This window comes from Bradyrhizobium sp. 25ACV, from assembly GCF_054863005.1.
In genome coordinates this window covers 1-25,485 of record NZ_JAVAYO010000025.1, presented here as the reverse complement: position 1 = coordinate 25,485, position 25,485 = coordinate 1, and the positions used below count along the sequence as shown (strand labels likewise).

Genomic DNA, 25,485 nt, shown 5'->3' with positions numbered 1-25,485 from the left:
GTAGCGGTCGATCGCGCTGCGGCGTCACGACGATCTCAGTCCCAGTGTGATGGCTGACTGACACTCGATCCGGTCACCGCCCGCACGCGACGAACGCGTGGATGTTCTGCAATTGGTCCCGCCCACATTGACAGGGGTGTGACGGCCGGGGCAGTTTTTCACATTGCTGGCGAATCAGCGATTGCCTCACGCCGAGGACCTCTTGGACAACTCCCAGTGCTTTCGAGACTGATATCGTTGCTGCGCCGCATCCCCGCGGTGAAATGGGCGTTCACCCGGCTACGGCCCTTGCCGCATGGCGGCAGCATCGACGGCGCGGCGGTCGTCGCGGAACAGCCTGTCATCGTCGCCGACAGCACTGAAGCTCTCCCGGCTCTCGACACCGGCATCAGCACTGATCCGCTGCGCAGCGACGCGGCGGTCGCCGAGGACGGCACCGCCCACCCTGTCATCGCGGAAGCAGCAGCCGATATTGCCGGCAGCGACGAGTCCCTGCAGCAGGCGCCGTCAGATGTCGAGCCGGTCTTCGTGGCGGAGGTTTTGGCCTCGGACGAAGTCACCAGCGAAACGGTCGATGGTCCCAAGCCAGTCGAAGTTCCTGAACCCGTCATCGACAATGATCCGCCTGTAGACGTCTCGACAAAGCTCGAGCCCGTCGCCACGGAAGCGGTCGCGGCCATCGACATCGAGGACGAGCCGGCCAAAGCCGCTGAGCCCGTCATCAGCAGCGATCCATCTCCCGAGCTCACGACCGACGTTGAGCCCGATGTCGTGGAGGAGACCTCGTCCAATCTCGAGGTCGCTTCGCTTGATGTTGTTTCGGTTGATGTCGCTTCGGTTGACGCTCCCGCTCTCGTCGTTGCCGACGATCCCTCCACTGTTGCGGTCGTGGATCTCGGGCCCGTTGTAGACGACACTCAGGTCACGCTTGCCGATCGCGACGTCCCGGCGGAGCCTGTCGCTGACGACGGCATCGACAGCGATCCCACCTGCGACACCGCGGTGGCGATCGAACCGATCGCTGCAAGCGACCCTGCCCCCGTCGCCGCGGAGGACTCTTCCACCGACGCCATCGTTGTCATCCATGAGGAGCCGGCTCCGGCCCTCGCGGCTCCCGCTGAGGAGATTCGCAGTGCGCCGAAACCTCGCGCGAAACCCACGGAACCTGCCGATCGCACCGCGCTGATCCGGCAGCGCTGGGCGGAAAGCGGAATCAGGATGTGGAATCCCCGCCTTCACGGCACCGGCGAAGCCACGCTGAACATCCAGGGCAGCGTCGGGCTGCTGCCGCCTGCGCCCGGCGAAACGATGCCGCGCTACGACAAGCTGGAGTTCAAGATGCTCGGCGGACAGATCGTCTGCGAGGGCGTCATCGTCGAGGCCCCCGCGCAAGCGAGCCATCGCAGCTTCACCCGGCTCGCCGAGCCAGGGAAGCTCGACCGGGTTCGCGAACCGGTGCGGGAACGCCGGGCCGCTCTGGCCTGATCCTTTCCGCTGCAAGCGCCGTCACGTTTGTGCTAGGCTGAGCTTTCCCGAACATGGGAGATCGCATGCCTGCAAAGCTGTTGCGACTGATCGTGATCGCCGTCCTCTGCGTCTCGCAAGGCGCCTTTGCGGCGTCCAGCAAACGGCCACACCACAGGCCCGCCACCGATCCAGCCGCGCCCTACAAGGTGGACCGGCTCTCCTCCTCGCGCGGCGAGACCATCCTCAACACGCCCGGCCAGACCACCGTCCTGACGCGAGAAGTCCTCGACGACATGAACGCGAGGAGCCTCCGCGATGCCATGCGCTCGACCGCCGGCGTCACGATCGGACGCTGAGCTCCCGCAGATAGATTTTCCTCATACGAAGCAGTTGCCCGCAACGCCGGCTGCAACGTAACCTGCGCGCGGTCGAGCCGCGACGTCCGCCCGATCAAAACGACAAGAACACTTCGGGAGCAAACTATGAGAAAACTCACGGCCGCGCTGTGTGCGTTGGCATTCCTCGCAACCGGTGCGCAAGCGCAAACCCTCAAGGATTTTCTGGCAACGGTCATGCAGAAATGGACCGCGCCGTTCGAGCCGTTCCAGCTCATCGGCAACATCTATTATGTCGGGACCGAGGGTATCGCCGTCTACGTCATCAAGACATCGCAGGGCCTGATCCTGATGGACACGGCGATGCCCCAGTCCACCGGCACGATCAAGGACAGCATCACAAAGCTCGGCTTCAAGGTTGCCGACATCAAGATCGTCCTGAACTCGCACGCGCATATCGATCACACCGGCGGTTTCGCCGAGATCAAGAAGGAAACCGGTGCGCAGCTCGTGGCCGGCGAGCGCGACAAGCCGCTGCTCGAAGGCGGCTATTATCCCGGCGACGAGAAGAACGAGGACCTCGCTTTCCCGCCGGTGAAGGTCGACCGTGTCGTGAAGGAAGGCGACAAGGTTACACTCGGCGACACCACGCTGACAGCGCATGCAACGCCCGGCCACTCGCCGGGTTGCACGAGCTGGGAGATGACCGTCAAGGACGGCGATCAGAGCCGCGAGGTGCTGTTCTTCTGCAGCGGCACCGTGGCGCTGAACCGGCTGGTGGGACAGCCGACCTATCCCGGCATCCTCGACGACTACCGCGCGACCTACGCCAAGGTGAAGGCGATGAAGGTCGACGTGCTGCTCGGGCCGCATCCGGAGGTCTATGGCATGCAGGCCAAGCGTGCGCAGATGAAGGACGGCGTGCCGAATCCGTTCGTCAAACCGGGTGAGCTTGCGACCTACGCGACCGGCCTGTCGGAGGATTTCGACAAGCAGCTCGCCAAGCAGACCGCGGCGCTGGAAAAAAAGTAGCGGCCGTCGCACGCTGCCTTTGACCTCTCCCCCGCTGGGGCCCGCCGGGGAGAGGTGCGGCAAGACGTTGCGCCGAAACGCATGGTTAGCCGAACGTAACGGCGGCTTTTGCAGGACATCGCCGCGATAGGCCTGCTGCCGCGGCCCCGTATCGTTAACACAGTCTTACCCTGGCACGCGGCGGGAAACTCCTGCGGTAGCGTGCAACCTGTGCTGGTCTTTCGCGCAAGGCCCGATCTAACGCGCCCTTTACCCACGCTATGCAAGATCGCCGGCGTTTTCAGGATCCGGGGCTCGTATTTCAATGCCTGTTGCCGATTTGAAGTCTTACTTCGCCGCCGCCATACGGCTGTTTCGCGTGCCGGCCGACAATCCCGAGCTGACGCGCGCGCAATTCGATGCCTTCTCCAAGCAGATCCCGCTGCTCTACTTCATCCTGATCACCAACACGATCGCGGTCGCATATACCTATGTGCCGTTGGCGCCGGCCTCTCTCAGCATGATCGTGCCCGGCGTATTGATCGCGGTAGCGGGCTATCGGACCTTCTGGTGGCTGCGGCAGCGCCACGTCGTCCGCAGCGACGCCGACATCCTGCGCAATCTGCGTCTCACCAACTGGATCGCGGCGCCGATCGCGGCGGGCTTCACCGTCTGGTCGTTCGCCCTCTATCCCTACGGCGATCCCTTTGCCAAGAGTCAGGTCGCTTTCTACATGGCGGTGACCGTGATCGGCTGCATCTTCTCGCTGATGCATCTGCGTTCGGCCGCACTGATCGTGACTCTCGTCGTCGACGTGCCCTACGTTGTGTTCTACTTCGCCACGGGCGAGCCGACGCTGGAGGCGATGGCCGTCAACAATCTGCTGGTCACCGGCGCGATGGTGACGGTGCTGACCATCTACTACCGCGACTTCGCCGACCTCGTCGCCAGCCGCAAGTCGCTGCTGGCACAGCAGGCGGCGACCCAGGCGCTCTCGGACGAGAACTTCCGCCTCGCCAATCTGGATTCCCTCACCGAGCTGCCGAACCGCCGCCGCTTCTTCGCCGAGCTGTCGAGCGCCTTTGCCGACGCCGAGCGCAGAAACGTTCGCGTCGCGGTCGGCATCATCGACCTCGACGGCTTCAAGCCGATCAACGACAATTACGGCCACAGCGTCGGCGACCGCGTCCTGATCGAGGCGGGCCGCCGCATCCGCGAGGTCTGCGAGGGCTTTGGCCCGCAACGCGTGGAATTCGCCCGGCTCGGCGGCGACGAGTTTGGCCTCGTCGTGTGTGGTGATCCCGACGATGCCGATCTGGCACGGCTCGGCGAACGCATCGGCGGGCAGGTCAAGCTGCCTTACCAGCTCGACACCGCCCACACCGGCCTGTCCTGCTCGATCGGGTTTGCGCTGTTTCCGGACTCCGCGACGACGTCGGAAGCTCTCTATGAATGCGCCGACTATTCGCTCTATCACGCCAAGCGCCAACTGCGCGGACGCACCGTGATCTTTTCGGGCGAGCTCGAGGCCGAGATCCGCAGCCGCGGCGTGATCGAGAACCTGTTGCGCACCTCCGATTTCGGCGCCGAGATGGAGCTGGTGTTCCAGCCGATCGTCGATGCCATGAGCGAGCACACTGCGGGCTTCGAGACGCTGGCGCGCTGGCACAGCCCCCGTCTCGGCTGGGTTTCCCCTGCCGACTTCATTCCTGCCGCCGAGCGCATCGGCCTGATCCGGCCACTGACGCAGACGCTGCTGGCGCGCGCGCTCGCGACCGCCAAAACCTGGCCCGACGACATCCGCCTGTCGTTCAACCTGTCCGCGCACGACGTCTGCGCCGCCGAAGGCATCCTGCCGCTGATCTCCATCATCGAGAAGAGCGGCCTGTCGCCACGCCGGATCGACTTCGAGATCACCGAGACTGCCGTCACCTTCGATTTCGTGCGCGCGCAGCAGTCGGTCGCGACGCTGAAGGCGATGGGCTGCGGCATTTCGCTGGACGATTTCGGCACCGGCTATTCGTCGCTGAGCCATGTGCACCGGCTGCCGCTCGACAAGATCAAGGTCGACCGCAGCTTCGTCGCCGACATCAACGAAAATCCGGTCAGTCACAAGATCATCAAGTCGCTGACGGGCCTCTGCGACGACATGGAGATCGCCTGCGTCGTCGAGGGCGTCGAGACCCGCGCCCAGCTCGACACCTTGCGCCGGCTCGGCTGCGACTTCATCCAGGGCTATTATTTCGCAAAACCGATGTCGGCCGATGCGATCGGCGACTATCTGGCGAACGAACGCCGGCGCCTCGACGGCGCCAAGGTCGTCGCCTAGCGGGCCCAGACATCAGACCGCGCAATAGCGCTCCTGGATGTCCTTGTCCGCGAGCAGCGCCGCCGCGCTGCTTTGATGCACGACCTCGCCCTGGTCGATGATCACGGCGCGGTCGGCCAATCGAAGAGCCCATTCGACGTTCTGCTCGACCAGCAGCAGTGTCTTGCCCTCGTCGCGCAGGCGGCGGAACAGCACGCCCATCTCCTCGACGAGGACGGGCATGATGCCCTCCGAGGGTTCATCCAGCAGGATCATCTTGGGCTTGCCGATCAGCGCGCGCGCGATCGCTAGCATCTGCTGCTCGCCGCCGGAGAGCGTCACGCCCTCCTGGTCGAGGCGCTCTTTCAGGCGCGGAAAGGTCTCGGCGATTTCGTCGATCGCGGCCCGCTCCTCGATGCCGCTGCCGGCCGCGACGAGACCGAGCCGGAGGTTCTCGCGCACCGACAGCCCGGGAACGATGCGCCGCTCCTCGGGCACGTAAGCGAGACCGAGGTGGAAGCGCTGATGGGCGCGCAACGGCAGGAGCTCCCTGCCCGCAAAGCGCACGCGACCGGTCGCCTTCGGCATCAGGCCCATCATGGTTCGCAAGGTCGTGGTCTTGCCGGCGCCGTTGCGTCCGACGAGGGCAACCACCTCGCCCTCCTTCACGTGCAGCGAGATGCCGTGGAGGATGTGGCTCGCGCCATACCAGGCGTGGAGGTCTTCGATTTCGAGCAGCGCGGTCTCAGCCATAACCTTCACTCTGTCCGAGATAGACCCGGCGGACTTCCGGATTGCTCCTGATCTCGTCGGGCGCGCCGTCCGCGAGCAGGCGGCCGTGGTGCAGCACCACGACGCGCTTGGACAGGCCCAGCACCATCTTCATCTTATGCTCCACCAGCAGCACGGTGCGCTTGTCGGCGAGCCGCTCCAGCAGCGCGACCATGTCCTTGGTCTCTTCCGGCCCCATGCCGGCGGTCGGCTCGTCGAGCAGCAGCAGCTTCGGCTCGGAGACCAGCGCGATCGCAATTTCCAGCGCGCGCTGCTGGCCATGCGACAGGAATTTTGCAAATTCGCTTCGCTTGCCGAGAAGCCCCACCGCGTCGAGTGCCGCATCAGCACGCGCATGCAATTCGGTCAAACGAGCACGATTCCGCCAGATGTCGTAGCTCACGGCCAGCGCCTGGGCCGCGACGCGGACGTTCTCATGCACCGACAGGTCCGGAAAGATGTTGGTGATCTGGTAGGACCGCGAAATGCCCTGATGCACGAAGCGGTGCTGCGGCAGGCCGTTCAGCTCGCGTCCCCGGAAGTGCAGCTTGCCTGACGTCGGCGTCAATACACCGGACAGGATATTGAAGAACGTGCTCTTGCCGGCACCGTTCGGCCCGATGATCGAGGTGAGCTGCCCCGCCGCAAAGGACAAGGTAATATCCTCGAGCGCGACGAAGCCGCCGAAGCGCTTGCCGATTCCCTCGGCGCGAAGCAGCTCGCCGCTCATCGCCGCGCCCTTCCGATGCCGAGCACGTCCAGCAGCGTTCCCCAGATGCCCTTGGGCAGGAACAGCACGAACAGCACGAAGATCGCGCCGACGAAGATCTGCCAATGCGGCGTCCACAGCGAGATGACGTCCTCCAGGATCAGGAAGCTCGCCGCGCCGACGAAGGGGCCGAAGAAGCTGCGGGCACCGCCGAGCAGCACCATCATCACGATCATGCCCGAGGTCTGGTAGTGCAGCATGTCGAGCGGCACGATCGACAAATGCAGCGCCAGCATGCAGCCGCCGAGCGAGGAGATCGCGCCCGACAGCATGAACACGACCAGCTTGCTGCGCTCGACGTCATAGCCGCAGGCCCGCGCCCGCTGCTCGTTCTCGCGGATCGCCTCGATGACGGCCCCGAACGGCGAGTTCAGGATGCGCGACTGGAACCACATCGCCAGCGCTGCGGACGCCATCAGCACGTAGTATTTGTTGACGGGGTCGAGAAAATTGACCTGGAGGCCGAACAGGCTGATGCGGTCGACGGTGAAGCCGCGCAGGCCGTTCTCGCCGCCGGTGAAGGACGAGGCCTGGAGCGCGACGTAATAGACGAGCTGCGCCAGCGCAAGCGTCACCATGGAGAAATAGATGCCGCGGGTGCGCGTCGAGACAATGCCGATCAGCGCCGCCAGGCAAGTGCTGAGACCCACGGCGAGCGCAACCGCGGCAAACCACGGCACGCCGTAACGCCCGATCGCAATGCCGGTGAAGTAGGCGCCCGCACCGAAGAACGCGGCTTGGCCGAACGACAACAGACCGGTGTAGCCGAACAGCAGATTATAGCCCATCACCACGACGCCGTAGATCAGGACGTTGACGGCCAGCGCCTTGGACGGCAGCAGCCAGGGCAATATGGCCAGCACGGCGATGGAGAGCAACACGCGGTGGTCGAGAAGCCGGCCGAGCCCGCCCGGCGCAGGCTTGGCGAGAGCCTCGCCGCTCGAAGGGTGCGTCACGCCGTCCTCCCTCTCACACCGAACAGGCCTTGCGGGCGGATCAGCAGCACCACCGCCATCAGCGCGAACATCACGATGGTCGCCATTTCAGGCGCGAACAGCGCCACCAGGCTGATGGAAATGCCGACCATGAGGCCGGCCACGACCGCGCCGACGATCGAGCCGAGACCGCCGATCACGGTGACGACGAATGCTTCCGCAAGCACCAGCGAGCCCATCTCCGGATTGACGCTGCGCATCGGACCCGCGAGCACGCCGCCAAGCGCGGCAAGTCCGACGCCAAGACCGAAGATCGCGAGCCACACCCGGCCGATGTCGACGCCGAGCACCTGCATGATGGTGGGATCGCGCGCACCCGCGCGCACGATCAACCCGACCCGGGTCTTCTCCAGCGTCAGCCAGAGTGCCAGCAGCACCACCGCCACCAGCACGATGACGAACAGGCGGTAGCGCGGGAAGAAGCCGATGCCGAGATCGAGCACGCCGATCAGCTGCGGCGGGGTCGGAAACGGAATGCCGTCGCTCCCGAACACGATGCGCACGCCCTCGACCAGGACGTAGCTGAGGCCGAAGGTGAGCAGCAGCGGATCGTCGATCGAGCGTCCATACAGCCTGCGGATCAGCACGAACTCGATCAGCATGCCGAAGGCACCGATCAGGATGGGCGCCAGCAGCAGCCCCCACCAGAAGCTTCCGGTGAGCGAGGCCAGATACAGCCCCGCATAGGCCCCGATCATGAACAGCGCGCCATGGGCGAAATTGACCACCCCGAGCATGCCGAACACGATCGTCAGTCCAAGCGCAGTGATCACCAGGACCGCCCCAAGGGCGATCCCGGAGAGAAGCTGCATGATGATCAGCGACAGGTCCATCGTCACAAGTCTTAGGTCGCGTGGCCGAGCTCGCTGCAGCTGCGCAGCATGTCGTCCGAGCCGGTGTCGTTGGCGAGAATGGCGAACAGATCGTTGTCGCCCGCCATGGCGGACTTCTTCTTGGACTCCAGCACCAGCACTGACTGCACCGACTGATGGTCGCATTTGCGGTAGTGCTGCGGCCCCTTGGTCAGATCATATTGCAGCTTCTCCAGCGCATCGACCACCTTGTCGGTGTCGGTGCCGCCGGCGGCCTGCATGGCGGCCAGCAACGATCCGACGCCGGAATAGCCGTAGGCGCCGTAATCGGTCGGGATCGCGCCGCCATTGGCGGCCTTGAACGCCGTGTTGAAAGCGGCTGCCGATTTGCTCTGCGCCTCCAGGCCCCAATAATAATTGGCGCCGCCGACCACGCCCTCGAACACGTCGGGGCCGACCGCGAGACGCTGGTTGTGCAGGATGACGGGGACCACGATCTTCATCTGCTGCTTGACGCCGAAATCCACCGCCTGCTTGATCGCGTTGGCCTGGTCGCGGCCGAAATTGGAGATGCAGAGCACATCAGGCCGCATCGACATCAGGCGCGGCATGAAGGTCGAATAGTCGGCCGCACCGAACGGATGCAGGATCTCGCCGACATTGTCCGCACCGATCGCCGCCTGCGCGCGCTTGAAGCCGCGCAGCATCTCGTGACCATAGGCGTAATCAGCAACAAGATGCGCGACCTTCATGCCCTTCTTCAGGGTCTGCCGCGCCACCGCTGAGGTCGTCATGTGCGGATTGAGCGCTTCGTGGAAGGTGTATTTGCTGAAATCCTTGGCTTCGTTGATGGTGTCGGACTGGCTGATCGAGACGTAAATCACGCCGCGGGCGCGGGTGACCTCGTTGACCGCGAGCTGCACGGCGCTGGAGAGCGCGCCTACCACGGCATGAACCTTGTCTTTCTCGATCAGTTCGAGCGTCCGCGTCGCGGCCTCACCGGCATTGAGCTTGTCATCGCGCACCAGCAGCTCGACCTTGCGGCCGCCGATGCCGCCCTTATCGTTGACGAGCTTCACCGCGAGCTCGGCGCATTTGACTTGATCGCGCGCTTCCGCGGCGAACGGCCCTGTCAGCGGCGTCGGAAAGCCGATGCGGATCGTCTCGTCGGCCGCGCGGCCGATCCGCGGCATGGCGAGCAGCGCCGCGCTGGCCGAAAGGCCGGCGAGCGCGGTGCGGCGGGATATCTTCGGGGTCGAACCGGATTTGGGCATGATTTCCTCCAATTGTCTTTTTTCTAGAAACGCTTCAGGGCTTTCAGGACTTTGGCAGGCGTGATCGGGATCGAATTGATCGTCGCATCGAACGGCGTGAGCGCATCGTTGACCGCATTGAGCACGCATGCCGAGGCCGCCGCCGTGCCGGCCTCGCCAACTCCCTTGGCACCCAGCACGGTATCGGCGGTCGGCGTCTCGACATGGCCGATGACGATGTCGGGCATCTCCATCGGCATCGGCACGAGGTAATCGGCGAGCGAGCCGTTCATGAGCTGACCGGTCTCGCTGTAGCGGCATTCCTCGAACAGCGCAGCACCCAGCCCCTGCACGATGCCGCCCCGGAGCTGTTCGTCGACCAGCATCGGATTGATGACGCGGCCGCAATCCTCGACGATGAAGTGCTTCAGGAGCTTGATGAAGCCGGTCTCGACATCGACCTCCAGCGAGCAGCCCTGGATGCCGTTGGTGAAGGCAAAGGGATAGCCCTGCGGTGCGAAATGATGGCTCACGGTGAGCTGCGCCTGCGTGCCCGGCGGCAGCGTGTCGGAACGGAAATAGGCGATGCGCGCGATCTCGGAGATCGGAATCCGCGGGTTCCGCGTGCTTGCATCGACGATCTCGCCGTCGACGATATCGAGCGCCGACGGCTGCTCCTGCAGAATGAGCGCCGCGATCTCCAGGATGTTGCGCTTGAGTGCGCGCGTGGCCTGCAGCGCGGTCTCGCCGCCGATGCCGGCGCCGCGGCAGGCCCAGGTCGCACCACCATGCGGCGTCACCTCGGTATCCCCGGTGATGACCTTGACGTGCTCCTGCGCAAGGCCGAGCTGGTCGGCGACGATCTGGCTGATGATCGCCTCGGTGCCCTGCCCCTGTTCGGTGACCGAGATCAGGCAGCGCACCTCCCCAGACGGCGTCAGGCTCAGAATCGCGCCGTCCTGTGACGAGATGCGCGCGCCGCCGACGCCATAGAACGCCGGACTTGGATTGGTGATCTCGACAAAGGCGGCGATGCCGATGCCGCGATAGACGCCGCGCTTGCGCATATCCGCCTGCTCGGCCCGCAAGCCGTCATAGTCCATGATCTCGTGCAGGCGCTTCAGGCAGGCCTGGTGGGACAGCGCCTCGAACCGGTAGCCGGTCGGCGAGGTCTGCGGATAGGCATCGTCGGCGATGACGTTCTGCGCGCGGATGGCGAAGGGATCGAGGCCGAGCTTGCTTGCTGCCATGTCGACGAGACGCTCGGTCACCGCGCAGGCGATGGGATGGCCGACAGCGCGATACTGGCTGGTCTGTACCTTGTTCTGGAAAATCACCTCCAGCGTGGCGCGGTAGTTTTTGAAGCGGTATGGCGCGCCGATCAGGCGAATGACCTGGTTGCCCTCGACCACGCTGGTGCGCGGATAGGTCGAGAACGCGCCGATCGCGGTCAGGTCCAGAACATCCATCGCCAGGATCTCGCCCTTTGCATCGAGCGCCATCCGGGCGCGGACACGGTGGTCGCGGGCGTGGATGTCGGAGACGAAGGATTCCATGCGATCGGCGACGTATTTCACGGGCCGGCCGAGCAGGATCGAGAGACCGACCACCGCCATGTCCTCGTGATAGACATGCAGCTTCATCCCGAAGGAGCCGCCGATGTCGGTCGCGATCACGCGGACGCGTGCCTCCGGGATGCCGTAGTGGCGTGAATAGAGGTCCTGGAACTGATAGGGCGTCTGCGTGCCGTGATGCACGGTGAGCGTCCTCGCGGACGGATCGTAATCGGCGACGATGGCGCGCGGCTCCAGCGTCACTGCGGTATGGCGGCCGAAGGTGAATTCCTCCTCCACCACATGGGCCGCATGCGCAAAGGCGTCATCGACGGTGCCGCTGTCGAGCTGGCTGCGGAAGCAGGTGTTGTTGGCGCTGCCGGAATTGACCAGCGGACCGCCGGCCTCACGTGCGCTGTCGATGTCGACGACGACGGGAAGGTCCTCGTAGTCGACCTCGATCAGCTCCAGCGCATCTTCGGCGATCGCCCGGCTCTCGGCAACGACCGCAACCACCGCCTGTCCGGCCCAGACCACGCGATCAAGCGGCAGCGGCAATTGCGGCGCTGAGGTCATGCCCTTGAAATGATCGAGCGTACCGGTCCAGGGCGTGCAGATTCTTGCGAGATCAGCGCCCGTCGCCACGAGATGCACGCCTTCGATCGCGCAGGCCTCGTCGGTCTTGATCGAGACGATCTTCGCGTGCGCATGCGGGCTACGCAGGAACGCGGCGTAGAGCATACGCGGCAGCTTGAGATCGCTGACATAACGTCCGCGCCCGGCCAACAGCCGCTTGGCGTTCGGCCGCGGCACAGAGCGACCGATATAGGAGTTGGGCCGATCGAGCGAAGTCAGCGGCGCGCTCATGCTGCGCCTCCGCCCGTATTGCGTGCCTTGGCCACCGCATCGATGGCATCGACGATCGCTTCATAGCCGGTGCAGCGGCAGTAATTGCCCGACAGCGCGTCGCGGATGTCCTCGCGGCTCGGCTGCGCCGTCTGCGAGAGCAGCTCGTTGGCGTTGATCAGCATGCCCGGCGTGCAGAAGCCGCATTGCAGCGCATTGCGACGATGAAATTCGGCCTGGAGATCGGCAATCGCGCCGCGTTCCGACAGACCCTCGATGGTATCGATGGTCGCGCCGTCGGCCTGCACCGCAAACATCAGGCAGGAATGCACGGCGCGGCCGTCGAGCCGCACCAGGCAGGCACCGCAGGCGCCCATCTCGCAGCCGGCATGCGTGCCCGTCAGCTCGAGCTTGTCGCGCAGGCAATCGACCAGCGTGTCGCGCGGCGCGACCTCGCAGGCGACCTTGCGGCCGTTGACGACGAAGCGAACCCGCACCGTCTCGTCCGCCTCGTTCAGCAGGCTATCGTCGAAGCCGCTCATGCGCCCTCACCGAGACGTCCGAGCAGGCGGCCAAGCAATACGCGGGCGAGATGCAGCCGCATCGCGGGCGGCACTTCGTCGCTCTCGGGCGGCGCGAGATCGCCTTCGAGTGCACCTTGCGCGGCGGCGATACGGTCAGCATCCAGGCGCGCGCCGATCAAGGTGGCCTCAACGCCCTTCACCCGTGTCGGCGTGTTACCGACGGAGAAGAAGGAGATGCGGATGTCGTCAATGCGCTCCCCGGTGCAGGTCGCGAGCATGCCGCAGCCGACCAGCGCATAATCTCCGCGCCGCCGCGCCAATTCGTCGAACGCAAAGCGCTGATCCGCCCTGAACAGCGGAACGTAGATTGCGGTGATTAGCTCGCCGGGCTGCAAGGCAGTCTCGAACAGGTCGATGAAGAAGTCGTCGGCCTTGACGCGCCGGCGGCCTGAGGGCCCGGCGATCTCGATCTCGGCATCCAGCGCCAAGGTCATCGCGGGAAATTCGGAAGCCGGGTCGGCCAGCGCGACGTTGCCGCCGAGCGTGCCGCGGTTGCGAATCGCGGGATGGGCGACGAACGGCGCCGCCGCATGCAGCAGCGGCGCGAACTCGGCAATCAACGGCTCGCTCAGCATCTCGCAATGGCGCGTCAACGCACCGATGCGCAAGCTATCGCCTTCGCGCCTGATGCCGCGCAGCTCGTCGATGTGGGTAATGTCGATCAAGAGCCGCGGCGCCTGCAGCCGCAGCGACAGCGCTGGCACCAGGCTCTGGCCGCCGGCGATGAAACGCGCATCGTCTCCGACGCGTGCGTGAGCACTCAGCGCCTGGTCGATCGTCGCAGCCCGAAAATAGCTGAAAGCCCTCGCCTTCACTGCCGTTTCCTCGAGATCCATCGGCTCATCAGCCGGGATGCCAGATTTGTAACCATCTGGTCTCAAAATCCTGACACGGCTCCCGAGGCCGGTCAACAGGAAATGACCATTTGGTCACAAAAGCACCTTGGGTTATGAAGACAGCGGTACGTTGATTCAGCGACGAGATGGCCCGAAAAGCGCAGAAAACTTTGAGGCGACCGGTCCGCAAGCGGACCGAGACAGGCAGCAAGTCCGCGCCAAAGCGTCGCAACTTGCGCGCGGCCGACCGCGAGCGCGCGATCGTGGACGAGGCCATCCGCTTCTTCGCTGAGCGCGGCTTCGAGGGCCAAACCCGCGAGCTTGCCAAGCGCATGGGCATCACGCATTCGGCGATCTACCGCCACTTCCCGAGCAAGGAAGCGCTGATCGAGCGGGTCTACCAGGAGGTCTATCTCAGCCGCTGGTCGCCCGATTGGGGTCCGATGATCCGCGACCGTTCGTTGTCACTGGAAGCGAGGCTCACGCGCTTCTATCTCGACTATGTCGAACGCGTGTTCGAATATAATTGGGTGCGGATCTTCGTGTTCTCCGGCATGAAGTCATTCGGCATCACCAGCCGCTATCTCGACATCGTCCGCCGCGAGATCATCGAACCGGCGGCAGCCGAACTGCGCTTTGAGCTCAAACTGCCCGACGCAAAGGCTCACTCATTGGGTGAGCGCGAGACCGAGCTGTTCTGGGGCCTGCACGGCCGCATCTTCTATCTCGCCATCCGCAAGTTCATCTACGAGACGCCGATCCCGCCCGATCTCGACGCCATCGTCCGCGACGCCGTCCAGACCTTCATGGACGGCGCGAAAACGACGATGCCGAAGCTCTTGGTGAGCGGCTAGCTACTTCGAAAGGCTGGGCAGATCGAGCCCCTTGTCGCGGGCGCAGTCGATCGCGGTCTCGTAGCCCGCATCGGCATGACGCATGACGCCGGTCGCCGGGTCGTTCCAGAGCACGCGCTCGATCCGCTTGGCCGCTTCCGGCGTGCCGTCGGCGACGATCACCATGCCGGCGTGCTGGGAATAGCCGATGCCGACACCGCCGCCATGGTGCAGCGACACCCAGGTTGCGCCGCTGGCGCAATTGAGCAGCGCGTTCAGCAGTGGCCAGTCGGACACCGCGTCCGAGCCGTCCTTCATCGCTTCAGTCTCGCGGTTCGGGCTTGCCACCGAGCCGCTGTCGAGATGATCGCGGCCGATCACGATCGGCGCTTTCAATTCACCGCGCGCCACCATCTCGTTGAAGGCAAGGCCGAGTCGATCGCGATCGCCGAGGCCGACCCAGCAGATCCGCGCCGGCAGACCCTGGAATTTGATGCGCTCCTTCGCCATGTCGAGCCAGTTGTGCAGATGCTTGTCATCCGGCATCAGCTCCTTGACCTTCGCATCGGTCTTGAAGATGTCCTCGGGATCGCCCGAGAGCGCGGCCCAGCGGAACGGTCCGACGCCGCGGCAGAACAAGGGACGGATATAAGCGGGAACGAAGCCCGGGAAATCGAACGCGTTCTTCAGGCCCATGTCCTGCGCCATCTGGCGGATGTTGTTACCGTAGTCGAGCGTTGGAATGCCCTGGGCATGGAAATCCAGCATGGCCTGGACGTGCTCGACCATCGACGTCTTCGACGCGCGCTCCACCCCCTTCGGATCGGAGCCGCGCTTGGCTTCCCAATCGGCGAGCGTCCAGCCCTTCGGCAAGTAGCCGTTGACTGGATCGTGCGCGCTGGTCTGGTCGGTGACGATGTCGGGCTTGACGCCACGGCGCACGAGCTCCGGGAAAATCTCCGCGGCATTGCCGAGCAGGCCGACCGAGATCGCCTTCTTCGTCTTGGCGGCATCTTCCATGATCGCCAGCGCTTCGTCGAGCGTTGCGGCCTGGCGATCGAGATAGCCGGTACGCAGGCGCATCTCGATGCGGCTCGGCTGGCATTCGACCGCGAGCATCGAAGCGCCGGCCATGGTCGCGGCCAGCGGCTGCGCACCGCCCATGCCACCCAGGCCGGCGGTGAGAATCCATTTGCCGACAAGGCTGCCGCCATAATGGCGGCGCCCGACCTCGACGAAGGTCTCGTACGTGCCCTGCACGATGCCCTGGCTGCCGATATAGATCCAGGAGCCGGCCGTCATCTGGCCGTACATCATCAGGCCCTGGCGATCGAGCTCGTTGAAATGGTCGAGCGTCGCCCAGTGCGGCACGATGTTGGAGTTCGCGATCAGCACGCGCGGGGCGTCAGCATGGGTGCGGAACACGCCGACCGGCTTGCCGGACTGGACCAGCAGCGTCTGATCGCCTTCGAGCTTGCGCAAGGCCGCAACGATCCGGTCAAAGCTCTCCCAGTCGCGCGCGGCGCGGCCGATGCCGCCATAGACCACGAGCTCGCTCGGGCGTTCCGCGACGTCAGGATCGAGGTTGTTCATCAGCATGCGCAGCGGCGCTTCCGTCAGCCAGCTCTTGGCGCTGATGTCGCTGCCGCGGGGCGCGCGGATGGTGCGGTCGTTGTCCAGTCGGCGGTTCATGCGGACCTCTTAATCAAGTCTCGGAAACGGATCGGATGGAAGCGCAGTGATCGCGATGGCCGGCAACGCATCCGCATCGATCAGTGCAGCGGCCTTGGCCAGATCGCCGGCCATGTAGCGGTCCGCACCGAGCGCCGGCACCTGCTCGCGGAATGCGGCGATGACGGCAGCCAGCGACGCACTGGTCGCATGCGGTGCGCGCAGCGTGATGCCTTGGGCCGCGACCAGGAGCTCGATGCCGAGGATGGCGGCGAGGTTGTCGGCCATATCGGACAGGCGGCGCGCGGCGTGCGCAGCCATCGAGACGTGATCTTCCTGGTTGGCACTGGTCGGCGTCGAATCGATCGAGCAGGCCGCTGCGCGCTGCTTGTTCTCGGCATAGAGCGCGGCGGCCGTCACCTCGGCGATCATGAAGCCGGAATTGATGCCGGGATCGGGCGTCAGGAACGGCGGCAGGCCGAAATTCAGCGCGGGGTCGACCAGCGTCGCAATGCGCCGCTCGCTGATCGCACCGATCTCCGACAGTGCCAGCGCGAGCGCGTCGGCGGCAAAAGCCACGGGCTCGGCGTGGAAGTTGCCGCCCGAGACGATCTCGCCGGTCTCGACCAGGACGAGCGGATTGTCGGTGACCGCGTTGGCCTCGACAATCAGCGTACGTGCGGCCTGCGTGATCAGGTCGAGCGCCGCGCCTGCGACCTGCGGCTGGCAGCGCAGACAATATGGGTCCTGCACGCGCTCGTCGCCTTCGAGATGGGACAGGCGGATGTCGCTGCCATCCAGCAATGCGGTCAGCGTCGCGGCCGCGGCGATCTGCCCGGCGTGCCCCCGCAGCGCCTGGATTTCGGGACGGAACGGCGCCGTCGAGGCCATCGCGGCGTCGACCGACAGCGCCCCGGTCACGAGTGCCGCACGCGCCAGGCGAAACGCGCGCAACACGCCGGCAATGGCGTAGGCGGTCGAGAATTGCGTACCGTTGATCAGCGCAAGCCCCTCCTTGGGGCCGAGCGTCAGCGGCGCAAGTCCGGCAGCCGTCAACGCCTCGCTACCGGACACGGTTTTCCCGTCAACGATCGCCTGCCCTTCGCCGATCATCACCGCTGTCATATGCGCGAGCGGCGCAAGATCGCCGGAGGCGCCGACCGAGCCCTGCTGCGGCACCAGCGGCGTGACGCCCCGCGCCAGCATGGCCTGCAACTGCTCGATCACCGCGCGGCGCACGCCGGAAGCGCCGCGCCCGAGCGAGACGATCTTCAACGCCATCATCAGCCGCACGATCGGCTCGGGCGTGGCCGGGCCGACGCCGCAGCAATGCGACACGATCAGATTGCGCTGCAGCAGCGCGGTCTGATCCGGCGGAATGCGCTTCGAGGCGAGCTTCCCGAAGCCGGTGTTGATGCCGTAGACGGGGGCATCGGCCTGCGCGGCCTTCGCGACGATCGCCGCGGCAGCCTCCACGCGCGGCCAGAACGAGGGATCGAGCACGACGGATGCGCCTTCCAGCACGCGCGCGAGATCGTCGAGGCTGACCGCTCCCGGCTTGACGACGATCGCTATGCCCTGCTCCGTCACTGGCCCCTCCACACCCGGCGATGCAGCGGATTGAAGCCGATGCGGTAGACAAGCTCGGCGGGACGCTCGATGTCCCAGATCGCGAGGTCGCACCATTTCCCGGCTTCCAGCGTGCCGGTTTCATCGAGCACCCCCAGCGCCCGCGCGCCCTCGCGGGTGATTCCGGCGAGGCATTCGGCGACGGTCATCCGGAACAGGGTCGCGCCCATGTTCATCGTGAGCAGAAGCGAGGTCAGCGGCGAGCTGCCGGGATTGCAATCGGTCGCGAGCGCCATGGAAACGCCGTGGGTGCGGAACGCCTCGACCGGCGGCTTCTGCGTCTCGCGAATGAAATAGAACGCGCCGGGCAGCAGCACCGCCACCGTTCCCGCCTTTGCCATCGCGGCGGCGCCGGCTTCATCCGTGTGCTCGAGATGATCGGCCGACAGCGCCGAGAATCTTGCAGCGAGCGCAGCACCGCCGAGGTTCGACAGCTGATCGGCATGCAGCTTGACCGGCAGCCCGAGCCCTCTCGCCGTCTCGAACACCCGCGCCGTCTGCTCCGCCGAGAACGCGATGCCCTCCATGAAGGCATCGACGGCGTCGGCGAGGCCGGCCTTTGCAACAGCCGGCAGCATCTGCCTGCAGACGAAATCGATGTAGCGATCCTTGTCACCCTCCGCCTCCACAGGCAGCGCGTGCGCCCCAAGGAACGAGGTGCGGATCGCAACCGGCCGCTGGCGACTGATGCTGCGCGCGGCCGCGAGCTGTCGCATCTCCGTCTCGGTGTCGAGACCGTAGCCGGACTTGATCTCGACCGTGGTTGCGCCCTCGCCGATCAGCGCATCGAGCCGCGGCAGCGCGCTTGCCACAAGCTCGGCCTCGCTCGCCTTGCGCGTCGCCGCCACCGTAGAGACGATGCCGCCGCCGGCGCGCGCGATCTCCTCGTAGCTCGCGCCTTTCAGGCGCAGCTCGAATTCGTGGGCGCGGTTGCCGCCATAGACGAGATGGGTGTGACAGTCGACGAGACCCGGCGTGATCCAGCGTCCGCCGCAGTCGATCCGTTCGGCCGTATCGGCATCTGCCGGAAAATCGGCCTGCGCAGCGGCATAGACGATACGGCCGCCGCGCGCGGCGATCAGGCCACGTTCGATCTCGCCAAGATCGGGCCGGTCGGCCCGCATCGTGGCGAGCCGGGCATTGTGCCAGATCCGGTCGAAGCGCTCTGCCATGCAACGGTCCCTTCGCCTGGGATGCTTGACTTATATGTCTAGACATATAATCGTGGGACCGTTCTGTCCAGCCGGCGTGTAATCATGACCCGACTGCATTTCGCCTCCGCGCTCCTGCCCTCGGGCTGGGCCAATGACGTGCAGGTGGTGATCACCGCCGGCGCGATCGCGGCGGTGTCCGCGGGTGTGCAGCCGGCCGCCGGCGACGAGCGCCACGCCATCGCGCTTCCGGGACTTGCGAGCCTGCACAGCCACGCGTTCCAGCGCGGCATGGCGGGCCTTGCCGAGCTGCGCGGCAATTCCACCGACACGTTCTGGACCTGGCGCGAGACGATGTATCGCTTCGCCCTCGCAATGACGCCAGATGACGTCGCCGCCGTCGCGACACTTCTCTATGTCGAGATGCTCGAGCAGGGATTTACCCGCGTCGGCGAATTCCATTATCTGCATCATGATCGCGACGGTTCGCCCTATGCCGATCCCGCCGAGATGGCCGCGCGCATCGCGCAGGCTGCCGAAGCCTCCGGCATTGCCCTGACCCTGCTGCCGAGTTTCTATGCGCACGGTTCCTTCGGCGGCGCAGCGCCTCATGACGGCCAACGCCGCTTCATCTGCTCGGTCGATCAGTTCGCGGCATTGATGGCAGCGTCGCGGAAGGCGATCAGCGCATTGCCCGGCGCCAACATCGGCATCGCGCCGCACAGCCTGCGCGCGGTGACGCCTGACGAGCTCGCGGCGATCGTTCCGCTTGCCGACGACGGGCCGGTTCATATCCACGCCGCCGAGCAGGTGAAGGAAGTCGACGACTGCCTCGCCTGGTCGGGACGGCGCCCGGTGCAATGGTTGCTGGAGCACGCGCCCGTCGACCGGCGCTGGTGTCTCATTCACGCAACCCACATGACGGATGCGGAAATCACGGCATTCGCGAGCGCTGGCGCGGTCGCTGGCCTCTGCCCCATCACCGAAGCAAGCCTTGGCGACGGCATCTTTCCCGCCCGTGAATTTGTCGCTGCCGGTGGCGCTTTTGGCGTCGGCACGGATTCCAACGTGCTGGTCGGCGTCGCCGACGAATTGCGCCAACTCGAATACGGGCAACGCCTCAAGCACCGCGAGCGCAACGTGCTCTCCGCCGGCGCAGGCCGCTCGACCGGACGGACGCTGTTCGATCATGCGCTCGCAGGCGGCGCACAGGTGCTGGCGCAGCCGACCGTCGGCCTCGCGCCCGGCGCGCGCGCCGATATCGTCACGCTTGACGGCGCACATCCCTCGCTGGCAGGGCGTCACGGCGATGCCACGATCGACGGCTGGATCTTTGCCGCGGGCAGCGGCGCGATCGACTGCGTCTGGGCCGGCGGTCACAAGGTGGTCGAAGGCGGACGTCATGCGTTGCGACAAGCTGCACGCGAGCGCTTCAACGCGGCGGTTCGGAGGCTTGTCGCATGAGCCTTGCCACCGACGCGACCGACAAGCCGACGCTGTACAAGCGGATTCGCGCCGACATCGAGAAGCGCATCCTGACCGGCGAATGGCCGCCGGGGCATCGCATTCCGTTCGAGCATGAACTGGTGGCCCGCTACGGCTGTTCGCGCATGACGGTGAACAAAGCACTGTCGGAGCTCGCGCAGGCCGATTTGATCGAGCGGCGGCGGCGGGCCGGCTCTTTCGTGCGCCGGCCGCAGCATCAGTCGGCGGTTCTCAAGATCGCCGACATCCGCGCCGAGATCACCGCCCTGGGGCGCGGCTACGGCTACGAGTTGATCGGTCGCAAGCTGCGGGCTGCGACTGCCGCCGACCGTGACCGTCTCGGCGTGAAAAAGGCCGGCAAGGTGGTCGCGATCACCTGCCGGCACAGCGCCGACAAGGTGCCGTTCGCCATCGAGGACCGACTGATCGACCTGTCGTCCGTGCCTGACGCCGCCACCGCGGATTTCGCGCGCGAACCGCCCGGGTCGTGGCTGCTTCACCATGTCCCGTGGACAGAGGCCGAGCACACCATCAGCGCCATCGTCGCCGACGATCGCACGGCGGATGCGCTCGCGATCGCCGTCGGCGCGCCCTGTCTTGTGATCGATCGCTACACCTGGCGCAGCGCACGCACCATCACCGCCGTGCGCCTGCTCTATCCCGGTGACTCTCACCGCCTTGTCGCGCGATTCAAGGGAGGCTGAGAGGATATGTCGGCACAAATCGTGCAACGCTTCGGGCAACGGTCCATCTGGACCGACAATGATCAACAGGACGTCAATCCATCGATCGGCAAGAGGACGACAATCATGCGTAGTTCGACGATATTTGCGACAATCATTGCTCTTTCGGCCGCCACTCCCGTGCTCGCCGACGAGGTCAAGGTCGGCGTGGGCATCTCCGGCTGGACCGGCTTCGCGCCGCTGACGTTGGCGAAGGAGGCTGGCATCTTCAAGAAGAACGGTCTCGACGTCACCATCAAGAAGATCCCGCAGAAGGACCGCCACCTTGCGATCGCGTCCGGCGACATCCAGTGCGCGGCAACCACGGTCGAGACCTGGATCTCCTGGAACGCGAACGGCGTTGCGACCAAGCAGATCTTCCAGCTCGACAAGAGCTTTGGCGCCGACGGCATGGCTGTGCGCAACGATGTCGCCGCGATCAAGGACCTGAAGGGCAAGACCGTCGCCGCCTCCGCGCCCGGCACCTCGCCTTATTTCGCGCTGGCCTGGATGCTTAAGAAGAACGGCCTCACGGTGAAGGACGTCACCGTCGTCAACCTCGAGCCGGCCGCGGCCGCGCAGGCCTTCGTCTCCGGCCAGAACGATGCGGCGATGACCTATGAGCCTTACCTGTCGACGGTGCGCGCCGCGCCCGACAAGGGCAAGATCATCGCCACCACGCTGGATTATCCGATGGTCATGGACACGTTCGGCTGCACGCCGAAATTCCTCTCCGACAATCCCAAGGCCGCCAAGGGGCTCGCCGACAGCTATTTCGAGGCGCTCGACATGATCGCCAAGGACCAGGCCAAGGCCTACGAGATCATGGGCGCGGACGTGAAGCAGAGCGGCGAGCAGTTCGGCAACTCGGCGAAATATCTGCGCTGGCAAGACAAGGCCGCCAACCAGAAGTTCTTCGCCGGCGACTTCCTGACCTTCAACAAGGAGGCTGCCGAGCTGCTGCTCGAGATCGGCATCATCAAGGCCGCGCCGAAGGTCGAGGATCTCTTCGACGCCAGCTTCATCAAGTAAGTTTTCAACGACTTGCTGGTCCCGCCGCAAGGGCGGGACCAGTGCAGATCGACTATTCGGATAGACAGTTTGATGCGTCCCCTGGACCCTGTTACATCGAAGCAGCGCGTGGCCTACGGCCTTGCGTTCTTCGTGGTGTTCGTTGCCCTCTGGTCGTGGGCGACTTTTGGCGGCTATGTGTCGAAGACCTTTCTCGCCAACCCCCTGACCATGGTGCAGGAAGGCTATGACCTCCTCGCCAAGCAGGGTTTCGTCTACGACATCGGCATGACGATCTGGCGCGTCGTCGGCGGCTTTGCGCTCGCCGCGATCATCGCAGTGCCGCTCGGCGTGCTCATGGGCGCCTACAAGCCGGTCGAGGCGTTCCTCGAGCCGTTCGTCTCCTTCGCGCGCTATCTGCCGGCGTCCGCCTTCATTCCGCTCCTGATCCTGTGGGCCGGCATCGGCGAACTGCAAAAGCTGCTCGTCATCTTCATCGGCTCGGTGTTCCAGGTCATCCTGATGGTCGCCGTGACCGTCGGCGCTACGCGGCGCGATCTGGTCGAGGCAGCCTATACACTCGGCGCCAAGGACCGCGGCATCATCCGCCGCGTGCTGCTGCCCTCCTCCGCACCCGAGATCGCGGAAATCCTGCGGCTGGTGCTGGGCTGGGCCTGGACCTACGTCATCGTCGCCGAGCTGATCGGCTCGTCCTCGGGCATCGGTCACATGATCACCGACAGCCAGGCGCTGCTCAACACCGGACAGATCATCTTCGGCATCATCGTGATCGGGCTGATCGGCCTGCTCTCGGACTTCATGTTCAAGGCGTTCAACGCCTGGCTGTTTCCGTGGAGGCTCGCATGACGATCCTCAAGGTCGAACAGGTCTCGCGCACCTTCCCCGCCCGCCACGGCAACGCGCCGACCAGGGCGCTGGAGCCGACCGACCTCGTGATCGGCAACAACGATTTCGTCACCATCCTCGGCCCCTCCGGCTGCGGCAAGTCCACGCTGCTCCGCATCGTTGCGGGGCTCGACCGCCCGACCAGCGGACGCGTCACGCTCGACGGGCGCGAGGTCACTGGCCCCGGCGCCGATCGCGGCATGGTGTTTCAGTCCTACACCCTGTTTCCCTGGCTCACCGTGCGCGAGAACATCGCCTTCGGCCTGCGCGAGCGCGGCGTGTCCGAGGCGGAGCGCCACAAGATCGCCGACGCCTTCATCCGCCAGGTCGGCCTGTCCGGCTTCGAGAATCATTGGCCGAAGCAACTCTCCGGCGGCATGCAGCAGCGCACCGCGATTGCGCGTGCGCTTGCCAACGACCCGAAAATCCTGCTGCTCGACGAGCCCTTCGGCGCGCTGGACAACCAGACCCGCGCATTGATGCAGGAGATGCTGCTCGGAATCTGGGAGCGCGACCAGAAGACCGTGCTGTTCGTGACCCACGACATCGAGGAAGCCATCTTCCTCGGCAGCCGCGTCATCGTCATGAGCGCACGCCCCGGCCGCATCAAGGCCGAGATCACAGTGGACCTGCCGCATCCGCGCTCCTACAAGATCAAGACCACGCCGGAATTCGTCCAGCTCAAGGAACGGCTGGTCGAGGAGATCCGCACCGAGGCGCTGAAGGTTACTGAGCATGCCTGACACCAAGCCGCGCGCCGATGGCCAGCGCGTCCTCGCCGACCTCAACGCACTCCGTGCCATCGGCACCTACAAGACCGGCGTGCACAAGCCAACCTTCTCCGAGCCGCACAAGCTTTCGCTGGACTGGCTCGTGCGCAAGCTGCCTGATGCAGGTCTCTCCGCCTCGATCGACGGCATCGGCAACGTCTTCGGCACCAGCGCCAAATCCGGGCCGAAGCTTCTGGCGGGCTCGCATCTGGAGAGCCAGAACTACGCCGGCTGGCTCGATGGCCCGCTCGGTGTCGTCTATGCGCTCGAAGCGGCGCGCGTGCTCAATATTGATCCGACTGTCAAAGGCGCCGTCGAAGTCGCCGCCTGGTGCGACGAGGAAGGGCATTTCGGCAGCTTCCTCGGCTCGCGTTCCTATGTCGGCCAGGTGACCGAAGCCGAGATCGACGCTGCGCGCGATCGCACCAGCGGCCGCACCATGCGCGATGCGCTCGCCGAGATGGGGCTCGCCGGTCGCGCGCGCGTCGGCGTCGAGCCGGACCGCCACGTCGGATATCTCGAGGCGCATATCGAACAGGGCGACACGCTCGAAAGCGGCAAGCTCGCGATCGGCGTCGTCACCTCCATTGTCGGCATCTGGCAGTACCGTATCAATTTCACCGGTGAACAGAATCACGCCGGCACCACGCGCATGGCCGTGCGCAAGGATGCGGGGCTGGCGCTGGCCAAATTCTGCGTCGCGATCGACCAGCGTTTTCCTGATACCTGCGGTCCGCGCACGGTCTGGACCACCGGGCGCATCACGCTCGATCCCGGCGCGCCGAGCATCATTCCGGGTGGAGCGGAGATGCTGTTCCAGATTCGAGACGACGATCCGGCCGTCATTGCGCGGTTGGAGCAGTTGCTGCGAACAATGGCGGACGAGACAAGCGCAAACGGCCCCTGCACAGTTACCGTCGAGAAGATTCGCACCGGTGCGCCCGCCATGATGAACACAGACTTTCAGGACGCAATCGAAGCCGCGAGCAAGACGCTGGCCGGTGGACGATCCATCCGCATGCCCAGCGGCGCCGGCCACGACGCGCAGATGCTGGCAACCGTCATGCCCGCGGCCATGCTGTTCGTGCCGTCGATCGGCGGCATCAGCCATCACTGGACCGAAAACACCGCCGACGCCGATATCGTCACCGGCGCGGAGGTGTATGTCGACGCCTGCCGGCGGATTCTTGGAAGCTGACGCCGATCTGCTCAAGTACGATCTTTCGGGGACGATCCAAAGCGCCATAGCATCCTCATGCGATGGTCCGCGGCTCCGAGAGTGGACGCACGCTCTGTCCACGTCATCGTTGCGAGCGCTGCGGCTTGTCCGCCGAAGCCTGGGCGAAGGCGGAAGCAATCCGGAGTCTTTCCGCGTAGGGATTCTGGATTGCTTCGTCGCAAGGGCTCCTCGCAATGACGGAGCAGAAGGCACCATCGCGATGCTCCAATGCATATCCCAGCGGCGCTGCCGTAGGGTGGGCAAAGGCGCATAGCGCCGTGCCCACGATCTTCGTCCATAAGCAACAAGGCGTGGGCACGCTGCGCTTTGCCCACCCTACGAGATCGAGTTTGTGGCACGCAGCTCAGCTCGCAGACATGCCTCTTCGGCCTCGCGGCGCATTCGCCCGAGCTTTGCTTCGTCTCGCTACCCTCTCATCCAAGAGGGCGCAGGGAAGGCCGGGTGCTGGCTCGCACCCGCGGTCCGCTGCGCGAAAAGCACACGCAGGAAGAACCGCACAGCAGCATACAGGTGGTGCCGATCACTCG

22 protein-coding genes are annotated in these 25,485 nt (G+C 65.3%); 11 read left to right on the top strand and 11 right to left on the bottom strand.

Translation table 11 applies throughout. The features are described 5' to 3' along the window. The first annotated feature begins 237 nt into the window (after positions 1-237). From RAD04_RS36445 to RAD04_RS36430, 4 genes are all read left to right on the top strand, one after another. Positions 238-1,485 (top strand): hypothetical protein, encoded by a 1,248-nt coding sequence (locus RAD04_RS36445; protein WP_461627691.1) that lies wholly within the window; start codon positions 238-240, stop codon positions 1,483-1,485. Between the two features lie 65 nt (positions 1,486-1,550). After that, entirely contained in the window at positions 1,551-1,823 is a 273-nt protein-coding gene (locus RAD04_RS36440; RefSeq protein WP_461627643.1) for a TonB-dependent receptor plug domain-containing protein, read from the top strand. 126 nt (positions 1,824-1,949) lie between these two features. Beyond that, on the top strand, positions 1,950-2,834 hold the full coding sequence (blaBJP, locus tag RAD04_RS36435) for a BJP family subclass B3 metallo-beta-lactamase (protein ID WP_461627642.1): 885 nt from the start codon (positions 1,950-1,952) through the stop codon (positions 2,832-2,834). A 304-nt stretch (positions 2,835-3,138) separates the two neighbouring features. Beyond that, entirely contained in the window at positions 3,139-5,142 is a 2,004-nt protein-coding gene (locus RAD04_RS36430; protein WP_461627641.1) for a putative bifunctional diguanylate cyclase/phosphodiesterase, read from the top strand. Positions 5,143-5,154: 12 nt separating this feature from the next. Here the strand turns inward: RAD04_RS36430 and RAD04_RS36425 are convergent, their stop codons facing one another. From RAD04_RS36425 to RAD04_RS36390, 8 genes are read right to left on the bottom strand one after another with little or no spacing between them, the layout of a single operon-like run. Continuing rightward, entirely contained in the window at positions 5,155-5,874 is a 720-nt protein-coding gene (locus tag RAD04_RS36425) for an ABC transporter ATP-binding protein (protein ID WP_461621363.1), read from the bottom strand. Beyond that, positions 5,867-6,622: an ABC transporter ATP-binding protein gene (locus RAD04_RS36420; RefSeq protein ID WP_461627640.1), complete on the bottom strand. Its 756-nt coding sequence runs from the start codon at positions 6,620-6,622 to the stop codon at positions 5,867-5,869. Before RAD04_RS36420 ends, RAD04_RS36425 begins: the two co-directional genes overlap by 8 nt. Next, the gene (locus RAD04_RS36415) at positions 6,619-7,617 is read right to left on the bottom strand and encodes a branched-chain amino acid ABC transporter permease (protein WP_461627639.1); all 999 of its coding nucleotides are present in this window, start codon (positions 7,615-7,617) and stop codon (positions 6,619-6,621) included. The genes RAD04_RS36420 and RAD04_RS36415 overlap by 4 nt, the downstream gene beginning before the upstream one ends. Continuing rightward, positions 7,614-8,489, bottom strand: a complete 876-nt coding sequence (locus RAD04_RS36410) for a branched-chain amino acid ABC transporter permease (RefSeq protein ID WP_018320760.1) — start codon at positions 8,487-8,489, stop codon at positions 7,614-7,616. Before RAD04_RS36410 ends, RAD04_RS36415 begins: the two co-directional genes overlap by 4 nt. Positions 8,490-8,500: 11 nt before the next feature. Continuing rightward, positions 8,501-9,742, bottom strand: coding sequence for an ABC transporter substrate-binding protein (locus RAD04_RS36405; RefSeq protein ID WP_461627638.1), 1,242 nt, complete (start codon positions 9,740-9,742; stop codon positions 8,501-8,503). 23 nt (positions 9,743-9,765) lie between these two features. Continuing rightward, the gene (locus RAD04_RS36400) at positions 9,766-12,141 is read right to left on the bottom strand and encodes a xanthine dehydrogenase family protein molybdopterin-binding subunit (RefSeq protein ID WP_461627637.1); all 2,376 of its coding nucleotides are present in this window, start codon (positions 12,139-12,141) and stop codon (positions 9,766-9,768) included. Further along, complete coding sequence (locus RAD04_RS36395; protein WP_461627636.1) at positions 12,138-12,662, bottom strand: (2Fe-2S)-binding protein; 525 nt, start codon at positions 12,660-12,662, stop codon at positions 12,138-12,140. The genes RAD04_RS36400 and RAD04_RS36395 overlap by 4 nt, the downstream gene beginning before the upstream one ends. Beyond that, positions 12,659-13,519, bottom strand: coding sequence for an FAD binding domain-containing protein (locus RAD04_RS36390; RefSeq protein ID WP_461627690.1), 861 nt, complete (start codon positions 13,517-13,519; stop codon positions 12,659-12,661). The genes RAD04_RS36395 and RAD04_RS36390 overlap by 4 nt, the downstream gene beginning before the upstream one ends. Before the next feature lie 254 nt (positions 13,520-13,773). On the opposite strand from RAD04_RS36390, the gene RAD04_RS36385 reads away from it, so the two are divergent. Further along, positions 13,774-14,394 (top strand): TetR/AcrR family transcriptional regulator, encoded by a 621-nt coding sequence (locus tag RAD04_RS36385; protein ID WP_461627635.1) that lies wholly within the window; start codon positions 13,774-13,776, stop codon positions 14,392-14,394. On the opposite strand, the gene hutU is transcribed toward RAD04_RS36385, so the two are convergent. Genes hutU through hutI form a run of 3 tightly spaced genes read right to left on the bottom strand, consistent with a single transcriptional unit; the run spans position 14,395 to position 18,845 of the window. Next, on the bottom strand, positions 14,395-16,065 hold the full coding sequence (gene hutU, locus RAD04_RS36380; RefSeq protein ID WP_461627634.1) for a urocanate hydratase: 1,671 nt from the start codon (positions 16,063-16,065) through the stop codon (positions 14,395-14,397). Between the two features lie 9 nt (positions 16,066-16,074). After that, entirely contained in the window at positions 16,075-17,634 is a 1,560-nt protein-coding gene (hutH, locus tag RAD04_RS36375) for a histidine ammonia-lyase (protein WP_461627633.1), read from the bottom strand. Then, a complete protein-coding gene (hutI, locus tag RAD04_RS36370; RefSeq protein ID WP_461627632.1) occupies positions 17,631-18,845 on the bottom strand; it encodes an imidazolonepropionase in 1,215 nt (404 codons plus the stop codon). The genes hutH and hutI overlap by 4 nt, the downstream gene beginning before the upstream one ends. An 84-nt stretch (positions 18,846-18,929) precedes the next feature. On the opposite strand from hutI, the gene RAD04_RS36365 reads away from it, so the two are divergent. From RAD04_RS36365 to RAD04_RS36340, 6 genes are all read left to right on the top strand, one after another. Next, positions 18,930-20,288 (top strand): formimidoylglutamate deiminase, encoded by a 1,359-nt coding sequence (locus RAD04_RS36365; RefSeq protein ID WP_461627631.1) that lies wholly within the window; start codon positions 18,930-18,932, stop codon positions 20,286-20,288. Further along, positions 20,285-21,013, top strand: coding sequence for a histidine utilization repressor (hutC, locus tag RAD04_RS36360; RefSeq protein WP_461627630.1), 729 nt, complete (start codon positions 20,285-20,287; stop codon positions 21,011-21,013). The genes RAD04_RS36365 and hutC overlap by 4 nt, the downstream gene beginning before the upstream one ends. 105 nt (positions 21,014-21,118) lie before the next feature. Then, positions 21,119-22,063, top strand: a complete 945-nt coding sequence (locus tag RAD04_RS36355) for an ABC transporter substrate-binding protein (RefSeq protein ID WP_461627629.1) — start codon at positions 21,119-21,121, stop codon at positions 22,061-22,063. Between the two features lie 72 nt (positions 22,064-22,135). Further along, positions 22,136-22,909 (top strand): ABC transporter permease, encoded by a 774-nt coding sequence (locus RAD04_RS36350; protein WP_461627628.1) that lies wholly within the window; start codon positions 22,136-22,138, stop codon positions 22,907-22,909. Further along, positions 22,906-23,691, top strand: a complete 786-nt coding sequence (locus RAD04_RS36345; protein ID WP_461627627.1) for an ABC transporter ATP-binding protein — start codon at positions 22,906-22,908, stop codon at positions 23,689-23,691. Before RAD04_RS36350 ends, RAD04_RS36345 begins: the two co-directional genes overlap by 4 nt. Further along, the gene (locus tag RAD04_RS36340) at positions 23,684-24,916 is read left to right on the top strand and encodes a hydantoinase/carbamoylase family amidase (RefSeq protein WP_461627626.1); all 1,233 of its coding nucleotides are present in this window, start codon (positions 23,684-23,686) and stop codon (positions 24,914-24,916) included. The genes RAD04_RS36345 and RAD04_RS36340 overlap by 8 nt, the downstream gene beginning before the upstream one ends. Positions 24,917-25,485: the final 569 nt, after the last annotated feature.